This is a genomic window from [Chlorobium] sp. 445, assembly GCA_002763895.1.
GTDB lineage: Bacteria > Bacteroidota > Chlorobiia > Chlorobiales > Thermochlorobacteraceae > Thermochlorobacter.
In genome coordinates, this window is record NSLH01000029.1 from 13888 (window position 1) to 30787 (window position 16900).

General features: G+C 47.1%; 11 protein-coding genes and 1 pseudogene. 3 read left to right on the plus strand and 9 right to left on the minus strand.

The features are described 5' to 3' along the window. Nucleotides 1–125: 125 nt before the first annotated feature. The 6 genes and pseudogenes from CMR00_10495 to CMR00_10520 all read right to left on the minus strand — a co-directional run bounded on the left by CMR00_10495 (nucleotide 126) and on the right by CMR00_10520 (nucleotide 8833). Complete coding sequence (locus tag CMR00_10495; protein ID PIO47419.1) at nucleotides 126–944, minus strand: hypothetical protein; 819 nt, start codon at nucleotides 942–944, stop codon at nucleotides 126–128. Nucleotides 945–984: 40 nt separating this feature from the next. Further along, nucleotides 985–2601, minus strand: coding sequence for a hypothetical protein (locus tag CMR00_10500; GenBank protein PIO47420.1), 1617 nt, complete (start codon nucleotides 2599–2601; stop codon nucleotides 985–987). Between the two features lie 59 nt (nucleotides 2602–2660). Further along, nucleotides 2661–4184 carry a hypothetical protein gene (locus tag CMR00_10505; protein PIO47421.1) on the minus strand — a complete coding sequence of 508 codons (1524 nt, stop codon included), beginning with the start codon at nucleotides 4182–4184 and terminating at the stop codon, nucleotides 2661–2663. After that, nucleotides 3983–5602, minus strand: a complete 1620-nt coding sequence (locus CMR00_10510) for a hypothetical protein (protein ID PIO47422.1) — start codon at nucleotides 5600–5602, stop codon at nucleotides 3983–3985. The genes CMR00_10505 and CMR00_10510 overlap by 202 nt, the downstream gene beginning before the upstream one ends. A 263-nt stretch (nucleotides 5603–5865) precedes the next feature. Then, the gene (locus tag CMR00_10515; protein ID PIO47429.1) at nucleotides 5866–7158 is read right to left on the minus strand and encodes a DUF4921 domain-containing protein; all 1293 of its coding nucleotides are present in this window, start codon (nucleotides 7156–7158) and stop codon (nucleotides 5866–5868) included. Nucleotides 7159–7430: 272 nt separating this feature from the next. Next, nucleotides 7431–8833 (minus strand): annotated as a pseudogene (locus tag CMR00_10520) (tRNA (N(6)-L-threonylcarbamoyladenosine(37)-C(2))-methylthiotransferase MtaB). 95 nt (nucleotides 8834–8928) lie between these two features. Between CMR00_10520 and CMR00_10525 the strand changes: the two are divergent. Next, nucleotides 8929–10020, plus strand: coding sequence for a tryptophan 2,3-dioxygenase (locus CMR00_10525; GenBank protein PIO47423.1), 1092 nt, complete (start codon nucleotides 8929–8931; stop codon nucleotides 10018–10020). Between the two features lie 105 nt (nucleotides 10021–10125). Beyond that, nucleotides 10126–12273, plus strand: coding sequence for an alpha-amylase (locus tag CMR00_10530; GenBank protein ID PIO47424.1), 2148 nt, complete (start codon nucleotides 10126–10128; stop codon nucleotides 12271–12273). A gap of 44 nt (nucleotides 12274–12317) precedes the next feature. Here CMR00_10530 and CMR00_10535 read toward each other — a convergent pair whose 3' ends face one another. Then, a complete protein-coding gene (locus CMR00_10535) occupies nucleotides 12318–13091 on the minus strand; it encodes a hypothetical protein (protein ID PIO47425.1) in 774 nt (257 codons plus the stop codon). Between the two features lie 215 nt (nucleotides 13092–13306). Between CMR00_10535 and CMR00_10540 the strand changes: the two genes are divergently transcribed. Continuing rightward, the gene (locus tag CMR00_10540; GenBank protein ID PIO47426.1) at nucleotides 13307–13609 is read left to right on the plus strand and encodes a hypothetical protein; all 303 of its coding nucleotides are present in this window, start codon (nucleotides 13307–13309) and stop codon (nucleotides 13607–13609) included. A 397-nt stretch (nucleotides 13610–14006) separates the two neighbouring features. On the opposite strand, the gene CMR00_10545 is transcribed toward CMR00_10540, so the two are convergent. Both CMR00_10545 and CMR00_10550 read right to left on the minus strand, forming a co-directional pair. Beyond that, nucleotides 14007–16097 (minus strand): tungsten formylmethanofuran dehydrogenase, encoded by a 2091-nt coding sequence (locus CMR00_10545; GenBank protein ID PIO47427.1) that lies wholly within the window; start codon nucleotides 16095–16097, stop codon nucleotides 14007–14009. Nucleotides 16098–16109: 12 nt separating this feature from the next. Then, entirely contained in the window at nucleotides 16110–16829 is a 720-nt protein-coding gene (locus CMR00_10550) for a lipoyl(octanoyl) transferase (protein PIO47428.1), read from the minus strand. Nucleotides 16830–16900: the final 71 nt, after the last annotated feature.

The following is a 16900-nucleotide window of genomic DNA, read 5'->3' on the forward strand; positions in this document are numbered from 1 at the left end:
TTACTTTTTGGTTGAGCACTTTATTTCAAAAATACGACTTGAGTGTTGTTGGCTAAAAAGAAAACGCTGACAAGATAGGCTTGAATCTTGTCAGCGTCATGAAAATCAGTTTGAGTTTCCGTGCATTATCTATCGGTTAGCAACGTTAAGCCGAAGGCTGCCGGTGAGCCCGGGCGTGTGCTATCAGCTGTTCCACGTGCCATAACTGTAAAGACACGGCGGCTGCCAATTGCAACATTTGTTAATCTGCCCAAGGTATCAGCAGCACCTGCTCGGAGCACAAAGATATTGTAGTTGCCCGCATCAACTTGTGCGATATCTGAAATGGTACGTGGCGCTATGTTTGAAAAGAGCGTGCTTGCTGCGGTTGCTCCCACGCGCTGCGCGACGACATTGACGTTGATTGGCGATGCCGAGAGTGACATATGCGCTACACGCACGCCGCCACGTCCAGCACGAATCGCATTAGCAAAATTCACGGTATCTAAAATATCGGTCAAAATTTTATCATCGCTGATAACCACTGAGAGCGGTGCTGCATTGCCCACAACGAAGTAAGTTTTTGCACCATCTGCTGGAAAATCATCGGTAGCATCAATCACAGGTTGCACATTTCCTGTAGGTCTTGCTCTTGGGGTTGCTGGAAACACACGAATACGCGTTGTTCCTGCACTGACAGGCACAAACCCAGTGGTGCCTTGAAATGCAATGGTTACAGGTGCACCTGTCGGTGTTGTAGCTCCCAGCAAGGCGAAGGTGGTATCATTGAATTTATTGTCATTGAGCAGCACATTCACACTGGGGGCATTTGGCGCTGCATGCACAAACCGTACGGCTGTCAGTGCTGGTAGCTCGTAGTCCGTTGCTTTAATCGTGCAGGCTCCAGCCCAGAGGCTAAGCCCTGCGACGAGTATCAAAGTGAGAACTTTATTGTGTTTAGGCATAAGTGTTTGAGTTCAAATTTTTTAAGAGTTGAACGCTGATTTAGAACCCTGCAAAGGGTGAGATTCTTGTGATATTTCTTGAAATCACGTCATTCATATCCGTTTGAATGGTAACGATAGTAAAGGGACCTGATGTGGTTACCGTGTATGTATTCAGTGCTGCATTCCCAGCTGGTATCCACTCTGGCACGGTTACCAGTGTGCCGGGCGAACCCAGCGGCATGTTGGGGTTGGTCTGCGTTTGACGCTCTGGCACGGGGAAGCGAATGCCAAGGTCGCTCATGCGCCGTGCTTCCAGGAAGAAAATTTCCTGACGCAGCAGATAGAGTGTGCGTACCATGGCGGTACGGTCTGCGGGCAGTGCATCAATATCTGCTGTAGTCAGACTTGTACCTGAGATGACAGGCAGTGCAAATTGAGGTGAGCCTGCTCCGCGTCGGCGCACGAGTGAGGCTGCATAGACAGAATCTGCGTTGCTTGTCAGTCTCACAGAGGGACTAGAAAGCACCAAAATGCGTGAGGGTAGGTTTCCTGGACCAGGGAAATTTGCTGCTGAGGTTAGTGCCGCCAGCGATGGTCCAGCTGGACTTGCAATGCGGCGTTCATTTGCATCAGAGAATAACTCTGTTGGTCGGCTGCGCGCCAGTGCAACTGCGCTGCGCATTTGTGCTCGTGCTTCAAGCAGCTCATTACGCGAGAGCGCAATCTCTGCCAGAATTAAGTGGCACTCTTCGGTTTTCAGGAGAGGCAGTGGCGTCGCACCTTGAATGCTTGCGCACTTTGGGTCCAAGAACTCCAAGCGTGGCAGCGGTTGGAAGTTGTTATCTGTCCGAATCAGAGTATGATTGTAAATGTCTGGCACGGGACCATTGGTAATGTCTGGGCGCACATAATAGACATAATCTGCTCGGCGTTGCAGAGCCTGTTCAGCATTGCGACGTGCTTCCTCTTTATTGCCCAATAGCCGCTGCGCACGCGCAAGTGCGAGGAGAATGTTTGCACGAATATCGCCTACGCCATCTCCAAGGTTATTTGCTGCTGTTACACTTGGCGTAGTGGCGGCGAATGTCTGGGCTTCCTGCAAACGTTGAACTGCAATTTCAATCACCTCTCGCGCCGTTCTTGGCTGCCCCTTGTCTTCGATCGGGAAGCGAGACCAGTTTTCTGCCAACAGAATGAGGGCCAAGCCTTGCAAGAATCGAATTTCAGCACGTTGCAAGTTTGTGGCTTGTCGGTCGTTAGGAATAATGCTTGTGAAGGCAAATTCAGCGACCGCATTAACTCGGAGCAAGTTAAAATAGGCTGCCCCACCGCTGAGTGTTAAGTCTGTGCCAGCAATCAAGCTTGGTGTATCCAAAAGTTGGGAGACAAATGATGTGGCATTGGTATAATTATCTGAAGCAAGTTCCGTGAGCGTGCCCAGCGCGCCATAGCCAATCGTCAATGTGCGCCGCAGCCCAGTTAAAATGCCACGTGTTGTATTGTCTGGATTTGCAATCAGGTTGTCTTCTGTGACGTTGTCATTTTGCACGCGCGTCGGGTCAAAGAGATTGCCCGGAGCGCAGCTGAAGTTTAGTGCTGCAACTCCTGCTACAAAGCAGGACGCTGCAAGCAGCCATATTGAGATTTTTCTTGTCTTCTTTAGTAAAGTTTTCATTGGTTATTTGATTTTTAGGTTTCGTAAATGCAGATGCCAATCCATCTCTACTTTTCAGATTAGAGATTGACATCAATACCAAATCGGAATTGGCGTGGCGCACTGATTGTGCCACCCACGATGCCGCCTACATTTAAGCCACGACCTTCGCGGATAAATTGTGTCTCTGGGTCAACTTCTGGGTGAGCCAGCAGCACAATTGGGTTTCTGACTGATGCTGAAAGTGTCACCCCTGCAAACAAATTGCTGAACAGTGAGCGTGGTACACGATAGCGCAGGCTTATTTCGCGCAACTTTATCCAGCTGCCATCAATGAGCAAACTTACCGACTGTGGGTCTCTGGGATAAATCGCATCATTTGTGAGTGGGTTACGAATCAGCGATTCGCCGATTTCAGGATAAACGGGATAGGTTGTCTCTAATGAACCGGCTTCACGGTTACGGAAGCCAAAGGCATTTACCTGTCGACGTGCTCTCCACTGATTGAGCAACTGCGCACCGATACTGTACTCTAAGAGTGCACTGACGCTTAGGTCTCGGAAAATGGTCATATCTAAGCCGAATGAACCATAGGACGATGGCACAGGCGAACCACGCAATTCTTGTCTGAACCCACCACGCCAGATTCCATCAGGACCAGCTTCAGGGACATTGACACGGATGACACCGATGGGATAGCCTTGCTCAGCACGGGTTTGTGCATAGGCAAACCCTCCTACCGCAAACGGGGCTGAACCGCCAAGATCGGTGAGACGATTGTACAAGGTGGTGTAAGAGGCACGCACGCTCAAATCAAAATTCTGCTCTTGAATCACATTTGCTTTTAGCGAAAGCTCAACGCCAGCATTTTCAATTTTTCCAATGTTGGTTTGCTGTGCGCCGATAAAGCCCGAAGCAGGATCTTGGAACACCGAGAAGAAGGAGTTTGTCGTCTCTTGACGATACCAGTCGAACTCAAACGACACGCGATCTTGAAACAGTGAGAGTTCGATGCCTAAGTCAATGGAGGTTGTGATGGCGGGTTTAAGTTCGCGGTTACCGAAGTTAGCGTATGTAATCGTTACATCACCGAGGTATGGGTTAATTCCGAAGGTACGGTCGCGCAGAAATGGCGGTGGAAATTCACCTGCAGTTCCAATCGCCGCTCTGAGTTTCATCCCTGATACCACATCCTTGAGTGCATCAGGATAAAATCCTTCCTCAGAGACATTCCACGAGATACCTGCTTTTGGATAGAAAAGGTAGCTGACTTGCTGTCCGAACGCCGTACTCCCATCGATACGCACACCTAAGTCTAAGAAGATACGGTCGTTGATACCAATCACGGGATTGATAAAGGCTCCCCCAGTAAAAAGTTGTGAATTAACTTCACCCGCTGTAATCACTGCAGCGTTATCAAAATCACGTGTGCCGGGGGCAATTTGGGAGCTTGTTGCAAAAATTTCTCTGGTCTCTTGGCGGAATCCTTGGAAACCGAAAGCAATTTGTGTTGTGAGTGGACCCAATTCAGGCAGTTTGTAGTTACCTGTGTACGCCAAGGTAATTTGTGTGAAGTCGCGCGAACTTCGGTTGATAGACCCCAGCGGGTTGAAGCTTCGCCCGGATTGACTGGAATAATATCTCGCGCTTCATTATAGCGATAGTCAATACCTATCGTGAAGCGGTTGGTGAACTCCTTGATAGGTGCATAGTTCAAATTTAGCGTAAGAATCGGGCGTGTAACTTGTTCTGGATTTTCAGGAATCAGCCACTGCTGGAAGAGACTATCTTGAACGAAGCGCAGTCGCTCTGGGGTGCCCACATCCAGTCGGCGCACTACACCCAGCACATAAGGATGCAGACGTGCTTCTGTTTCAATGGAGTTGTAAGCGTTAAAGGCATTATTGAGCAGCGGATTGCCAAACTGCGTACGCGTTACGCTTGCAGAGACTTCCACATCAGCTTTTTCTGAGGCAATTGCTTTCAAGCCGGCAGCCGCATTGAATGAACGGTCTGGCACTCTATCGCCGATTACCAGTCCGCGCGAGTCTTGCGCCTTTGCATTGATATTGTAGCTCAAGGCTTCACTGCCGCCTGTTACACCCAAGCGGTACTGTTGGAAGAAAGGTGTTTGAAAGTAATTTGTTTCCAGATAGCGTTCATAGAGCCAACGTAGTTCGGGGCTATCGGCACCCACATTCACACCGATGGTCCACTTCGCTTCACCTGCTGCACCTTTCTTTGTGAAAATTTGGATTACGCCGTTTGCACCATCAGAGCCATAGAGCGTAGAGGCGGCTCCGCCTTTGATGATCTCAATGCGCTCAATGTTATCGCCGACAAGCAAATCTGCCAGTGCGGAACTGACTTGTCCACCACGACCAAATGCACCTGCGAAGTTATCGCTGTTATCAACGCGCACACCATCAACATAGATTACAGGGTTGGTGCTCCCCAGTGCGCTTTTAACACCGCGCGTCTGAATGCGTGCACCTACGCCCGGCAGACCTGATGGCAAATATGCTGTCAAGCCCGGCACATTGCCTTGCAAGAGTCGATCCAGAGACTTATTTACTGCACCATCAATCCTATCGGCACCGATAGTCTCAACAGCCGTAGTCAATTTGCGTTTCTCTGTCGCTACACCTTGACCTGTTACAATCAATTCATCGGCTTGAACCGCACTCGGTGTAAGCTCTAAGTCAACTTTTGTGCTGCCACCTGCCGTTACGCTTACGGTCTTGGTTGCCGTTCTATATCCGATGTAACGTGCAACCACAGTGTATTCACCGGGCTGAAGCCGACGAATCGCAAACTCACCGTTGATGTTTGTTGCCGCACCGATTTTCGTATCCTTGATGCTGACCTGCGCGCCAACTAGCGGTTCTTTCGACAGCGCATCTATGACCACACCACGGATTTCGCCGGTCGTGGTCTGTGCTCTTGCAACTCCTGCGGTTAGCGCTATCAGCATACACAGGTAAAGTTGAAAAATTATCTTGTGTAGAGAACTTGCTCTCATTGAAAAGCCTCCTTTTTGATAGAGTTATGATGAACTAACGCGTTCTTCTTTGCGCCCAGTTTTTTGAGCTTTGTCATAAGCCTCAAAAAAAGCTAAGACTGCCTTAAAAATTTAGGACAAGTTCAATTTTAATGTTTAGGCAAAACAAAACCAAGCCGTTGATTTTCCTTTTGTGGACTTTTTCAGCAATAAAAAAACTCGCGGTTAAGCGAGTTTAGGAAAACTTTTCGATCTAGTTTTATCATTTTGTCAAGTGCTTTGGTCTAACGCATGTAGTATTTGAGCGAGTTGAGGCGACACGGACACTCTTCAGCAATTGCAATACCTTTTGCGATAAGCCCTTCTTCACGCACTTTGTAAAGACGTGGCACAACTTTATCGCGCAACTCAACAGGACTAATTGGATTGATATAAATGTTCGTGTTGCCCTCGAAGCCAGCAGGAATGTTGATTCGCCACTTAATTAAAATCTTCCATGGCATGTTATAGACAGAATCAATAGGCGTGTAATACCATTCTTCGTTGCATGAAATTGCACTACCCATTGCAGTGTGGCAGGCATGTACCAAGTCGCTCATGCCACGCAGTTCTTCAGCTGTATGGTCTTGTGGACGCGCATGAGCTGCTTTGGAATAAATTGCAATGGTTGGGAAGCGATGCCCAATTGCGGAGTAGGCAATAGCATAGTCGTTTTCGGCAAAGACGAGGTTGTAGTGAATAGCAAGGTTTGGTCCATACTCATTGAAGACATTAGGATTGTTTCGCACCATTTGCACTTGATTTTCAATCGAGATTGACCAGCTATCTAAGCCAACCAGTTGCTTATGCAAGTGATCAAATGATGCTCCTGCCGGCTTCAGCCAATTTTGGAACACGCTCACATAGCGCACATAGCGATTGTTTGCGTAGATATCGCGCAGGGCATCAATAGTAGCCACAAAGTAGGCTTCGTGTTCATCAGGGGTCATTTCACCCGAGCTAAAGAGTTCGTTGCTTTTTGTTGCCCCTCTCTTATGATGCCGCCCTGCAATGATCAGTTCATGGCTACCTCCGAAAAAGGCATCTGCCATGGCGAGTTTCTCGTCAATTGATGTAGCCTTGATTTCCTCAGGGGTTCTGCCAAGTTTAGAAAGTTTGTAGTCAATTACATTCAGCACATGCTTCATGCCTTCAGGTTCGCTCAAATACTTTTCACGCCATTCAAGTTGCGCTTTTGTCATCTTGAAATTGTAGTTCAGCCGCCAGTAGTCGAGCGAGACAATCTCGAAGAGATTTGGCACGCGCCGAAATTCTGCTTTCGTATTGAAATACTGTGATGCAGGAAGTTGATGCAATTTCTGATAGCTATTGCCTTGACGAACCAAGCGGAACTTTTCAGGTGGAGTTTCAAAGTAGCGTGTCTCGCAAAACGAGCAATAATCTTCTTTCTCTTTTGGTTCAAGTTGTTCTACCGCTTCAGGCGCCTCGTTGTCCAGCGGTTTACTCCCGCGTCCGGGCACAGACCAGACTTCCGTACCATTGAAAGGGTTGATTTGCTTGACCGTCCCATCTGGCATCTGATGATAATACACATCGTAACGCATGAGCGGCACTGCTGCCACTGCCTCTTCAGTGAAAGGCTTTTTTGCGCCAATCATAGACATTCGGTTTAGTTGAAAATAAGACAACCACATACTGCCATACTACCTTTCACTTTTTGTTTCCAAGACCTGGTTTGCAAGATACACATTCGAAGCCACGACTCAAATCTACACGCAACCTGCATAAAAAGTTCTTACCACACTTTTTGCGCACTTAGTTTTGCAAAACCGTTTTTGACGGTTTAGCACTAAACCGTTTCTGCAAGTGTGCCAATAACATTTAACTCACTATCTAGTGAAAGGAGTGTGACGCACTTAAACTTTCCAACTAAGTTTTCTTTTGCCCACGCTTTGCTTGGTATTTCTACACTCACACGCAAGTAGTTTGCGGTATGTCCAAAACAGTACAATTTGTCATCTTGGAGAGGTTTTGCGCGAAGCTCTTCATTGTCAGAAAATTCATCCTCGAAGAGCACCAGCATTTTCTTGCCCAAAAAGCGTTCTATAAAACTGCGCTTCTTAAAGTATGAGAGTTCTTGGAGTTTTCGGTTTCGTGCTTGTTTGACCTTGCTTGGCGTTTCTTCTAGCTCGCCTTGGTCAATAGCCTCAGCTGCAGCTGTGTTCGGACGCTTTGAAAATGTGAAGACATGCAAGTACGCAATCGGCAGCGACTCAATGAAGTGATATGTCTCTTCAAAATGCTCATCGCTCTCGCCTGGGAAGCCTACAATCACATCAGCACCGATGCATACATCAGGAATTTTTTCTACGACTTCAAGCACACGCGTGCGGTAAAGCTCTTTGGTATAACGGCGGCGCATGAGCCTTAAAATCTCCGCTGAACCCGACTGCATTGGCAGGTGAAAATGTGGCACAATGCGCTCCGACCTAGCAATAAAATCAATCATTTCGCTGCTTAGTAAGTTCGGCTCAATAGAACTAATACGAATACGTGGAATTGGAAGTTTGTCTAAAGCTTGAAGCAGCTCAAAGAAATTTGATCTCCTCGTGAGCCATCAGGCTTATTGCCATAGTCGCCGATATTGACACCAGTCAGTACGATTTCTTGATAGCCTGCATCAAGCAGCATCTTGGCTTGTTGCAGAATGTTTTCGATTGATTCGGAGCGACTTTTTCCTCGCGCTAGTGGAATCGTGCAGTAAGAGCAGTTGTAATTGCAGCCATCTTGTACTTTGAGATAGGCTCGCGTTCGATCTTGCGCACCGCCTATAGCAATCGAGTGCCCAACACCAAAGGTATCGACAGCGTCAATATCGCTGACAAAAATTTGCGCTTCTTCATTCTTTTGCGCACGAATGTAGTGCGGGAGATCAAATTTTTCTTTCGCTCCTAAAACTACATCTACCCCTTCAATTGCGGCAAGCTCTTCAGGCTCGAGTTGGGCGTAGCAACCGATGACAGCTACGAAACTCTCTGGGGCAGCACGCAATGCACGACGCACAATGTTGCGGCACTTCGCATTAGCGTTTTCTGTAACCGTACAAGTATTGATAATCGTTACATCGGCTTCTTGACCAAACGGCACCAGCACATAGCCCTGCTTCAAGAAGGTTTGCGCTAAACTTGCGGTTTCCGCTGCATTGAGTTTGCAACCCAAAGTGTAAGTTGCTATCCGTTTCACCCCTAAAATTTTGTTAGATTTTACGGCAATGACATTTCGCCAAAAATACGCTAATCACATTTTAGTTTGCACGTAATGCTATGCTCAATTAAATCGTTCAAGCCATGACCAAGCCCTATCCACCTGCATACTATGCCGATTACCTTCGCTTAGAGCAATTGCTTTCCGCACAAGTGCTACGCAGCGCAGAGTTTGGCACACCCGCCCATGATGAAATGCTCTTCATTATCGTCCACCAAGCCTTCGAGCTATGGTTCAAGCAAATTTTGCATGAGCTTGAATCCGTCTGTGAGATGTTCGAAAGCCAGTTTGTCGATGAAAAAAATCTCGGCGTAGCAGTTGCACGCCTGCAGCGCATCACCGAAATTCAAAAAGTCTCGATCGATCAGTTCCGTATTTTGGAGACCATGACGCCGCTTGATTTCCTCGAGTTTCGTGATTTTCTTTCACCCGCCTCTGGGTTTCAAAGCGTGCAGTTTCGTCTCATTGAAAATCGATTGGGCTTGCAGCGAGAGCTGCGTGTTAATTTCAACCAAGCGGCTTATGACCATCGCCTTCGTGCAGAGCATCAAGAGCTGGTCAAGCACTCTGAATCTAAACCCTCGCTTTTTGAACTTGTTGAAGCCTGGCTAGAACGAACGCCCTTTCTTTCATTTGGCAATTTTGATTTTTGGCAAAGCTACAAGCATGCCGTCTCTGAGATGCTACAGCACGATCGCAACACCATTCTTTCTAACCCGACACTTTCTGCGGCTGAAAAATCACGCGAACTTGAGACCTTGCAAAAAACAGAAGCCAACTTCCTTGCTATTCTTGATGAGACTGAATACGAGCGCCTACGCCAGCAAGGTCTGCGGCGACTGTCGCATCGTGCCACGCAAGCCGCTTTGCTTATTCTGCTCTACCGTGAGCAGCCGATTTTGCATCAGCCCTTCCGCTTAATCAATACGCTTATCGAAATCGATGAGCTTTTTACGACCTGGCGCTATCAACACGCCATGATGGTGCAACGCATGATTGGCACAAAAATTGGCACAGGCGGCTCTTCAGGACATCAGTATCTGAAAAAGACCGTTGACGCTCATCGCATCTTTACCGATTTTTTCAATCTCTCGACTTTTCTCATTCCGCGTTCGGCTTTGCCTGAACTGCCTCAAACCGTTCAGAGAGAACTTGGATTTTACTACACTTCGTAACTGCAAGGTCGTTAAACATATTTGTTCAAATGCTAATGGTGCCGTCAAAAAAAATCTAAGTAATTCCTTACCTTTGCGCCTAAAAAAGAAGCCTACACGCTCACTATGAAAAAAATCAATCTCATCTTCGGCACGCACAATCATCAACCTATTGGCAATTTCGACTCAATCTTCGAGGATGCTTATCAGCGTGCCTACAAGCCATTTCTCGATGTCTTTGAGAAATTCCCAACCTTGAAAATCTCTAAGCACTATACAGGTATTCTCTTTGAGTGGCTTTTAGAAAAGCATCCTGATTTTTTTGATCAGCTTCGTGCACTTGTTAAGCGTGGCAACATTGAACTTATCAGCGGCGGATTCTATGAGCCAATCTTAGCCGTCATTCCCGATGAGGACAAAATCGGTCAGATTGAAAAACTCACGAAGTTTATCAAAAAACACTTTGGCTTTCATGCTGAAGGACTCTGGCTTGCCGAGCGCATCTGGGAACAACATCTCACCAAGCCTCTTGCACAGGCCGGCATTTGCTATGTGATTTTGGACGACACACACTTCAAGTATGCTGGACTTAGCGAGGAACAACTCTTAGGCTACTACATCACTGAAGAACAAGGCTATACGACACACCTTTTTCCCATTTCCAAAACGCTGCGCTACACGATTCCCTTTCAGCCTGTTGAGAAGACTTTGGAGTACTTGCACAGCGTGGCTGATGAGAGCGGTCAGCGTCTTGTGGTCTTTGCAGACGATGGTGAAAAGTTTGGGGTCTGGCCTAATACTTACGAGCATGTCTATACCAAAGACCGCTGGTTAGAGCAATTCTTCAAAGCGCTGGATGAAAACCGCAGTTGGATTCGCATGATGACCTTTGCTGAAGCCTTGCATGAGCTAAAACCTATTGGCAGAATTTATCTCTCCAATGCGTCTTATGCGGAGATGATGCACTGGTCGCTGCCAACGGTCAAGTCGTATCTTGCTTTCGAGAAGTTTGAGGAAACCCTCAAAGCCAAGCATTTGCTCGATGGCAACGATGTCTTTGTGCGCGGTGGCTTTTGGCGCAATTTCATGGTCAAATATCCTGAAGCTAATCAGATGCACAAGCGCATGCTGGAAGTCTCCGCACGTGCGCAAGCCTTGATAGCGAAAGGCAAAAAAGTCAGCGGCAAAGTCTTCGATAAAGTCTGGGCAGCGCAGTGCAATTGCCCATATTGGCATGGTGTCTTTGGCGGCACATACTTGCCCAATTTGCGCCATCCGATTTATCAAAACCTCATTGATGCCGAAGTTGCGCTCGACGCAATTGAAAATAAGCAGGGCGATGTCAGTGTATCGGTCTATGACTTTGACCGTGATGGTCAAGAAGATGTGGTGCTCAAATCCAACGAACTGAGCCTGTATTTCAAGCCCTCTGATGGTGGCAAACTTGTCGAGCTTGATTACAAGGCTGCCCGCAAAAACATTTTGGACATTTTCACGCGCCGAGAAGAAGGTTATCATCAGCAGCTGCGCAAAGCGGCAAAGAAAGGCTCACATGCGCATGCGGCAAGTGAGACAGTCGCCAGCATTCACGATATTGTAAAGCTAAAGGAAGCTAATCTCGATGAATATCTCTATTACGACAGCTATCGGCGTGGCAGTCTAATCGATCACTTCTTTGAAGCTTCAGTTACGGCAAAAGCTCTCTACCAAAACAAAGCCACGGAACTCGGCGATTTTATCACGAAGCCTTACTCGGTCAAACTCGGTGGTAACAAAGCTAAGCGTACCGTCTTGCTTGAATGTGTTGGCGAGGTGCGCACTGCAGCTAAAACTGCATTTGTTCAAATCTCTAAAACCATCTCGCTTGCCAAAGGCAAATCGGAGTTTGCAGTAGATTACGCCTTGCGCCTCATCTCTGATGACAAACTATCGGTGCGCTTCGGTGTAGAATTTGCATACGGACTTCTCGCAGGTGATGCCCCTGACCGCTACTACTACTTTGATGGCACGACGCTCGACGATCGACGCTTGCGCTCCATCGGTGAGGTGCGCTCTCCAATGGTTGGCTTAAAAGACGAGTGGCTACACATTCATGCACGCTTGGAAGCCTCCGAAGAAGCCACAGTCTTGCGCTATCCAATTGAGACCGTCTCACTTTCCGAAGATGGCTTTGAGCGTGTCTATCAAGGCTGCGTCGTGGTGATGTGTTTTGATCTTAAGCTCACGAAGAAGCCTTACACTATCTCTTTTGTTCAACGCTTCTCACGCGCTTGATAGCACATTAACTGTTAGCACCTCAGCCGATGCAAAGCGCCTTTTTATCCTTGTGCTGCAGTTTTCTTTGTGCCACCGTAGGCATTTTGCTCAAAGTATGACGGTCGGATTTGCTTGCGCATTTTTGCAGGCGTAATCTTGAAGCTATCGGCTACATCGAAAAGATGCTTGATATGGTCTCGTGGAATGCACGCAAACATTTCACTGGTGCTAATGTGATTGTGCATTCTGCCGCCGCCATCGCCTACAACAAAGACACTGTTGTTTTCCACGTAAGGCACACTGAATAGCGATGAGCAGGCACTCATACCCAGCTCTCCGATTGGAAATTTGCCAATGCGTGTCGAAGCAGCTCCTGCAAGAATCATGGCGTATTGCGGCTCACAGATGACGATAATCAGATGCACTAAACTTTCATCTTCTACCATTGAAATCGGTGCTGCTGCAATAGCTTTGAATTCACCTTTAGGCAAATTCACGGTGTTGTGTTTGTTTGCCTTTGCTGCCTCGACAGTGTAGAACTGCTGCACATCGGTCATGTAGATACCATCGACGATATACTCGCTGGCATTCTCCAGCATGCCTAAGTGATAGAGTCCGACGAGGCAATCATGGTTGTTACGGTCAATATAGACGCGCTTGCCTGTGTCGGCATGATGCACCAGCGCGCAGGGCACATCTTGAATGGGCTCGTAGCCGGGCGGTACTTCATTGCGGCAGTAGGTGATTGCCACAGCGTTGTGTTTGAGTTTGAACTGTGCCATCACCGCTTGGAGTTTTTGGAGGTCAATTTTTTTCGCCAGTTTCGCTCTGGGCATTGTAGGAATTTAAGATTTGCATACTTCCTCCTTTTTCAATGTGAAATGTTGCACAAGCGCTTGGAACTTACGCTTTTCCCTGAAAGTAAAAAAAGTTGCTATGACACGATTTTTTCTAGCCTCTGCTACAAGGCTTACCTTAGCTGGCAAGCTTACCTACACTTGCTAGGCGTCGTTTGCTATTACTGTCGTGCTCTGAGCGTAAGCATTCCAGTGTGAGCTCTCTGTCAGCTTGGAAACGCTACGATGGCATCAATTTTCGTGTGCTCAAAAAACTTGAGCGTAAGCACGCTTTTCCAAAGAATCTCGATGTGCTAATTCTTTCAGCAAAATACGGTTTGGTGCATCCACGGACTTTGATAGAGTATTATGACCAAAAAATGACACATGCTCGCGCCACTGAACTTGCACCATCGGTCTCAAAAGCACTTGACCGCATTTTGCGGCAAAAAAATACTCTGAGATTTTTATTAACTTGGGCGAGCACTACATTACGCCCGGCGATTAGCCACACGTGAGTATAAAACTGACAGAGACTTCAAACTTGCAAAACAACAATTTGCTCTAAGGATAAAAACCTTGCATGATTCAGAAGGATACTCTGTAAAAAACTGGCAATCAGGTGGATGGATTAATCCCAACTGTGAAGGTAAGTTGAAAGATTATATAGATATCAGATATTAACAGTAATGAAATATGCACAACCGTGCTTGTCATAACCTTTGGACATACAACTTTGAAGCCCGTAAAGCACGAGAAGCTACGGAGAAAGACGACTGGTACAATTTCATTCAAAGGCGATTATCCCATACACGATATAACGCCATAATACACTCATGTAATTCTGCCTGAAGGTCATTCTGCCCGAATCTAATTACTTCTTTTCTGAAGTCTTTTATCGTTAGAAATAGAGCATCAGAACGCAGCTAAGTATCGAAGTTTATCGAGTATTTTCTTTTCGTTAGGCAGAGCGGCTTCTTCCAGAATAGGGTTGTATGGCACAGGGATATCCAAGCCACCGATGCGCATGATGGGTGCATCAAGATACATGAAGCCGTGCTCGGCAATAAATGCAGCAATCTCAGCTCCAAAGCCTTGCGTCAAGGTATCTTCGTGCGCCACAAGCACTTTGCCTGTTTTCTTGACCGTGCGCATAATTGCATCCTTATCGTACGGAATGATTGTGCGCAAATCTATGACTTCTACGCTGATGTCTTCTTGCTCGAGTTTCTTTGCTGCATTGAGCGCTTGTTGCACCAATGCACCGTAGGTAATGACAGAAATATGCTCACCTTCACGCACAACCTTCGCTTTTCCAAACGGCAAGAAGTAATGCTCATCTGGTTCAGGCGACTTTGCAAAGCCTTGCCGATACAGAAACTTATGCTCTAAGAACAGTACGGGGTCGTCCATTCGGCAGGCAGTCTTGAGCAAGCCTTTGGCATCTGCCGCATTTGAAGGAAAAGCAATTTTTATACCTACGCAATGCGCAAAAATGCCTTCAATGTTTTGCGAATGATAGTGTGCCCCGTGAATGTAACCGCCGACAGGCACACGAATGACCACAGGGCATTTCCATTTACCTGCGGAGCGATAGCGCATCATGCCAAGCTCATTTCGAATCTGCATCATTGCAGGAAAGATGTAGTCGCCGAACTGAATTTCTACAACCGGTTTGTAGCCCATTACGGCTAAACCAATTGCTGTACCTACAATTGAGCTTTCTGCCAGCGGTGAATTAAAGCAGCGATCTTTACCATGCTTTGCCGTTAGTCCACGCGTGGCTGTAAAAACACCTCCCTTGCTGCCTGCTACGTCTTCACCATAGACCAGCATTTTGGGGTTATGCATCATCTCTTCATCGAGCGCTTTGTTAATCGCATCCACCATTACAATCGGGGCGCCGCTGGGCACTGTGGCTTCAAATTCTACTGGTACAGGCTCGCTGCTGAAAATGTGCTTTTCGACATCTTCTGGCTTTGGGTCGGGGCGTGATTCTGCCCATGTTGCCGCTTCATCAATCTGACGCTTGATTTCCGTCTGAATCCCCTCGAGCTCTTCTGGCGTTACCACACCCTCCTCTAAGAGGTATTGCTCGTATTTTAAGAGACAATCCTTCTTGCGCTCCTCAGCAAGTTCTTCTTCGGTGCGGTATTTAGAGTGATCGTCTGATGACGAGTGCGGTAAAAGCCGTACCACTTTAGCGTTGATAAGCACGGCGCCTTCACCATTGCGGCACCGTTCTACGGCTTCTTTTGCTACATCATACACTTCAAAAAAGTCTGTGCCATCAACATCGTAGCGGATAAGTCCTTCATAGCCTGCTGTGAGCTTATAGACTGACTGTCCTGCGGTTTGCTCACTAATCGGGACGGAAATTGCATAGCCATTATCTTCAATCAGGAAGAGCACTGGCAATTTTTCACGTGCTGCCCAGTTTATAGCTTCATGAAAATCACCTTGTGATGTTGTGCCCTCACCGCTGGAGACATAGACAATTTCACTTCTACCTTCAGCTTTGTTTTGTCGCTTACAGCCCATGGCGGTGCCCACCGCTTGCAAATACTGTGTGCCCGTTGGTGACGACTGTGAGACAATGCGCAATTTATCATTGCCAAAGTGCCCATACATCTGTCGCCCAGCTGTGCTCGGGGATTCTTCTTTGGCAAGGAATTCAAGCATGGCATCCTCAATTGTCATGCCCATCGTGAGGCAGTAGGCAAGATTGCGATAGTAAGGATACGACCAATCGGAAGCCGTTTTGAGATGAGCAGCTACGGCAATTTGCGCAGCTTCATGCCCAGATGTGCCAATATGGAACGACGCTTTGCCCTGCTTGAGCATTTTAAGGAGCTTATCATCAATACTTCGCGCCGTGAACATCAACTTGTAATAGCGCAGCAATTGCTCTTTACTAAGCTCGCTACTTGCTGACCTTTTCTTTTTTGTTTTTGAGGATGGTGTTTTGTCTGCAGATTTTTTTCTGGCAGCTTTGGATTCAATCATAACTTAGAACGTTCAAAGAAAGGTTGAAAGAGTTTGATTGCCTTTAGTCGGGGTGTCTAACTTCTGCACGCGCACCACATCGACCTTAAAAACCTGACCGAAGTATGTTGTAAAATACTCTTCGACTTGTTCAAGTGGCACTTCTCGTTGCAATATTTTTGTGAGTGAAGTTACCCCTTTGTCTGTAATTCCACAAGGCACAATACCTTCAAAGTAACTCAGATCCGTATTGACATTCAGCGCCAGCCCATGCATTGTCGTCCAACTTGAGAACTTGACGCCAATTGCGCAGATTTTTTCTTCACCAACCCAGACGCCTGTGTAATTTTTGTGCGGCTCGCTATGCTGCTTTCTTGCTGCTTCAATGCCAAATTCACGCAGCAGCAGTATCACCACTTCTTCTAACTCTCGCAAATAGCGGTGCGCATCTTTGTAGAAGTGATTCATGTTCAAAATCGGATAGGCTACAAATTGCCCAAAACCATGGTAAGTGATTTCACCGCCTCTGTCTGTTTCAAAGACCGCAACGCCTTTCTCGCGCAAGCGCCTCTCATCCCACAAAAGATGGGCTGGATTGGATTGCTTGCCAATAGTATAGACATGCGGGTGTTCAACCGTCAGAATTGTATCAGGCAGTTCTTCTTTGCGCACACCCTCAAAGACCAGCTTCTGAAGCATGTAGGCTTCATCGTAAGGGATTCGTCCTACCGAGAAAAGTTGAACCGTGCGCATTTTTTTGCTACAGTGTTTGATTACTCTGCGTCATCATCTGCATTACATGCACGAGGCGACATTCTGACTTT

Bases quoted from the DNA above. Each gene is read 5' to 3' on its own strand.
- CMR00_10495 (PIO47419.1), bottom strand. From the start codon at position 944: ATGCCTAAACACAATAAAGTTCTCACTTTGATACTCGTCGCAGGGCTT.
- CMR00_10500 (PIO47420.1), bottom strand. From the start codon at position 2,601: ATGAAAACTTTACTAAAGAAGACAAGAAAAATCTCAATATGGCTGCTT.
- CMR00_10510 (PIO47422.1), bottom strand. From the start codon at position 5,602: ATGAGAGCAAGTTCTCTACACAAGATAATTTTTCAACTTTACCTGTGT.
- CMR00_10515 (PIO47429.1), bottom strand. From the start codon at position 7,158: ATGCCAGATGGGACGGTCAAGCAAATCAACCCTTTCAATGGTACGGAA.
- CMR00_10525 (PIO47423.1), top strand. From the start codon at position 8,929: ATGACCAAGCCCTATCCACCTGCATACTATGCCGATTACCTTCGCTTA.
- CMR00_10530 (PIO47424.1), top strand. From the start codon at position 10,126: ATGAAAAAAATCAATCTCATCTTCGGCACGCACAATCATCAACCTATT.
- CMR00_10535 (PIO47425.1), bottom strand. From the start codon at position 13,091: ATGCCCAGAGCGAAACTGGCGAAAAAAATTGACCTCCAAAAACTCCAA.
- CMR00_10545 (PIO47427.1), bottom strand. From the start codon at position 16,097: ATGATTGAATCCAAAGCTGCCAGAAAAAAATCTGCAGACAAAACACCA.
- CMR00_10550 (PIO47428.1), bottom strand. From the start codon at position 16,829: ATGCGCACGGTTCAACTTTTCTCGGTAGGACGAATCCCTTACGATGAA.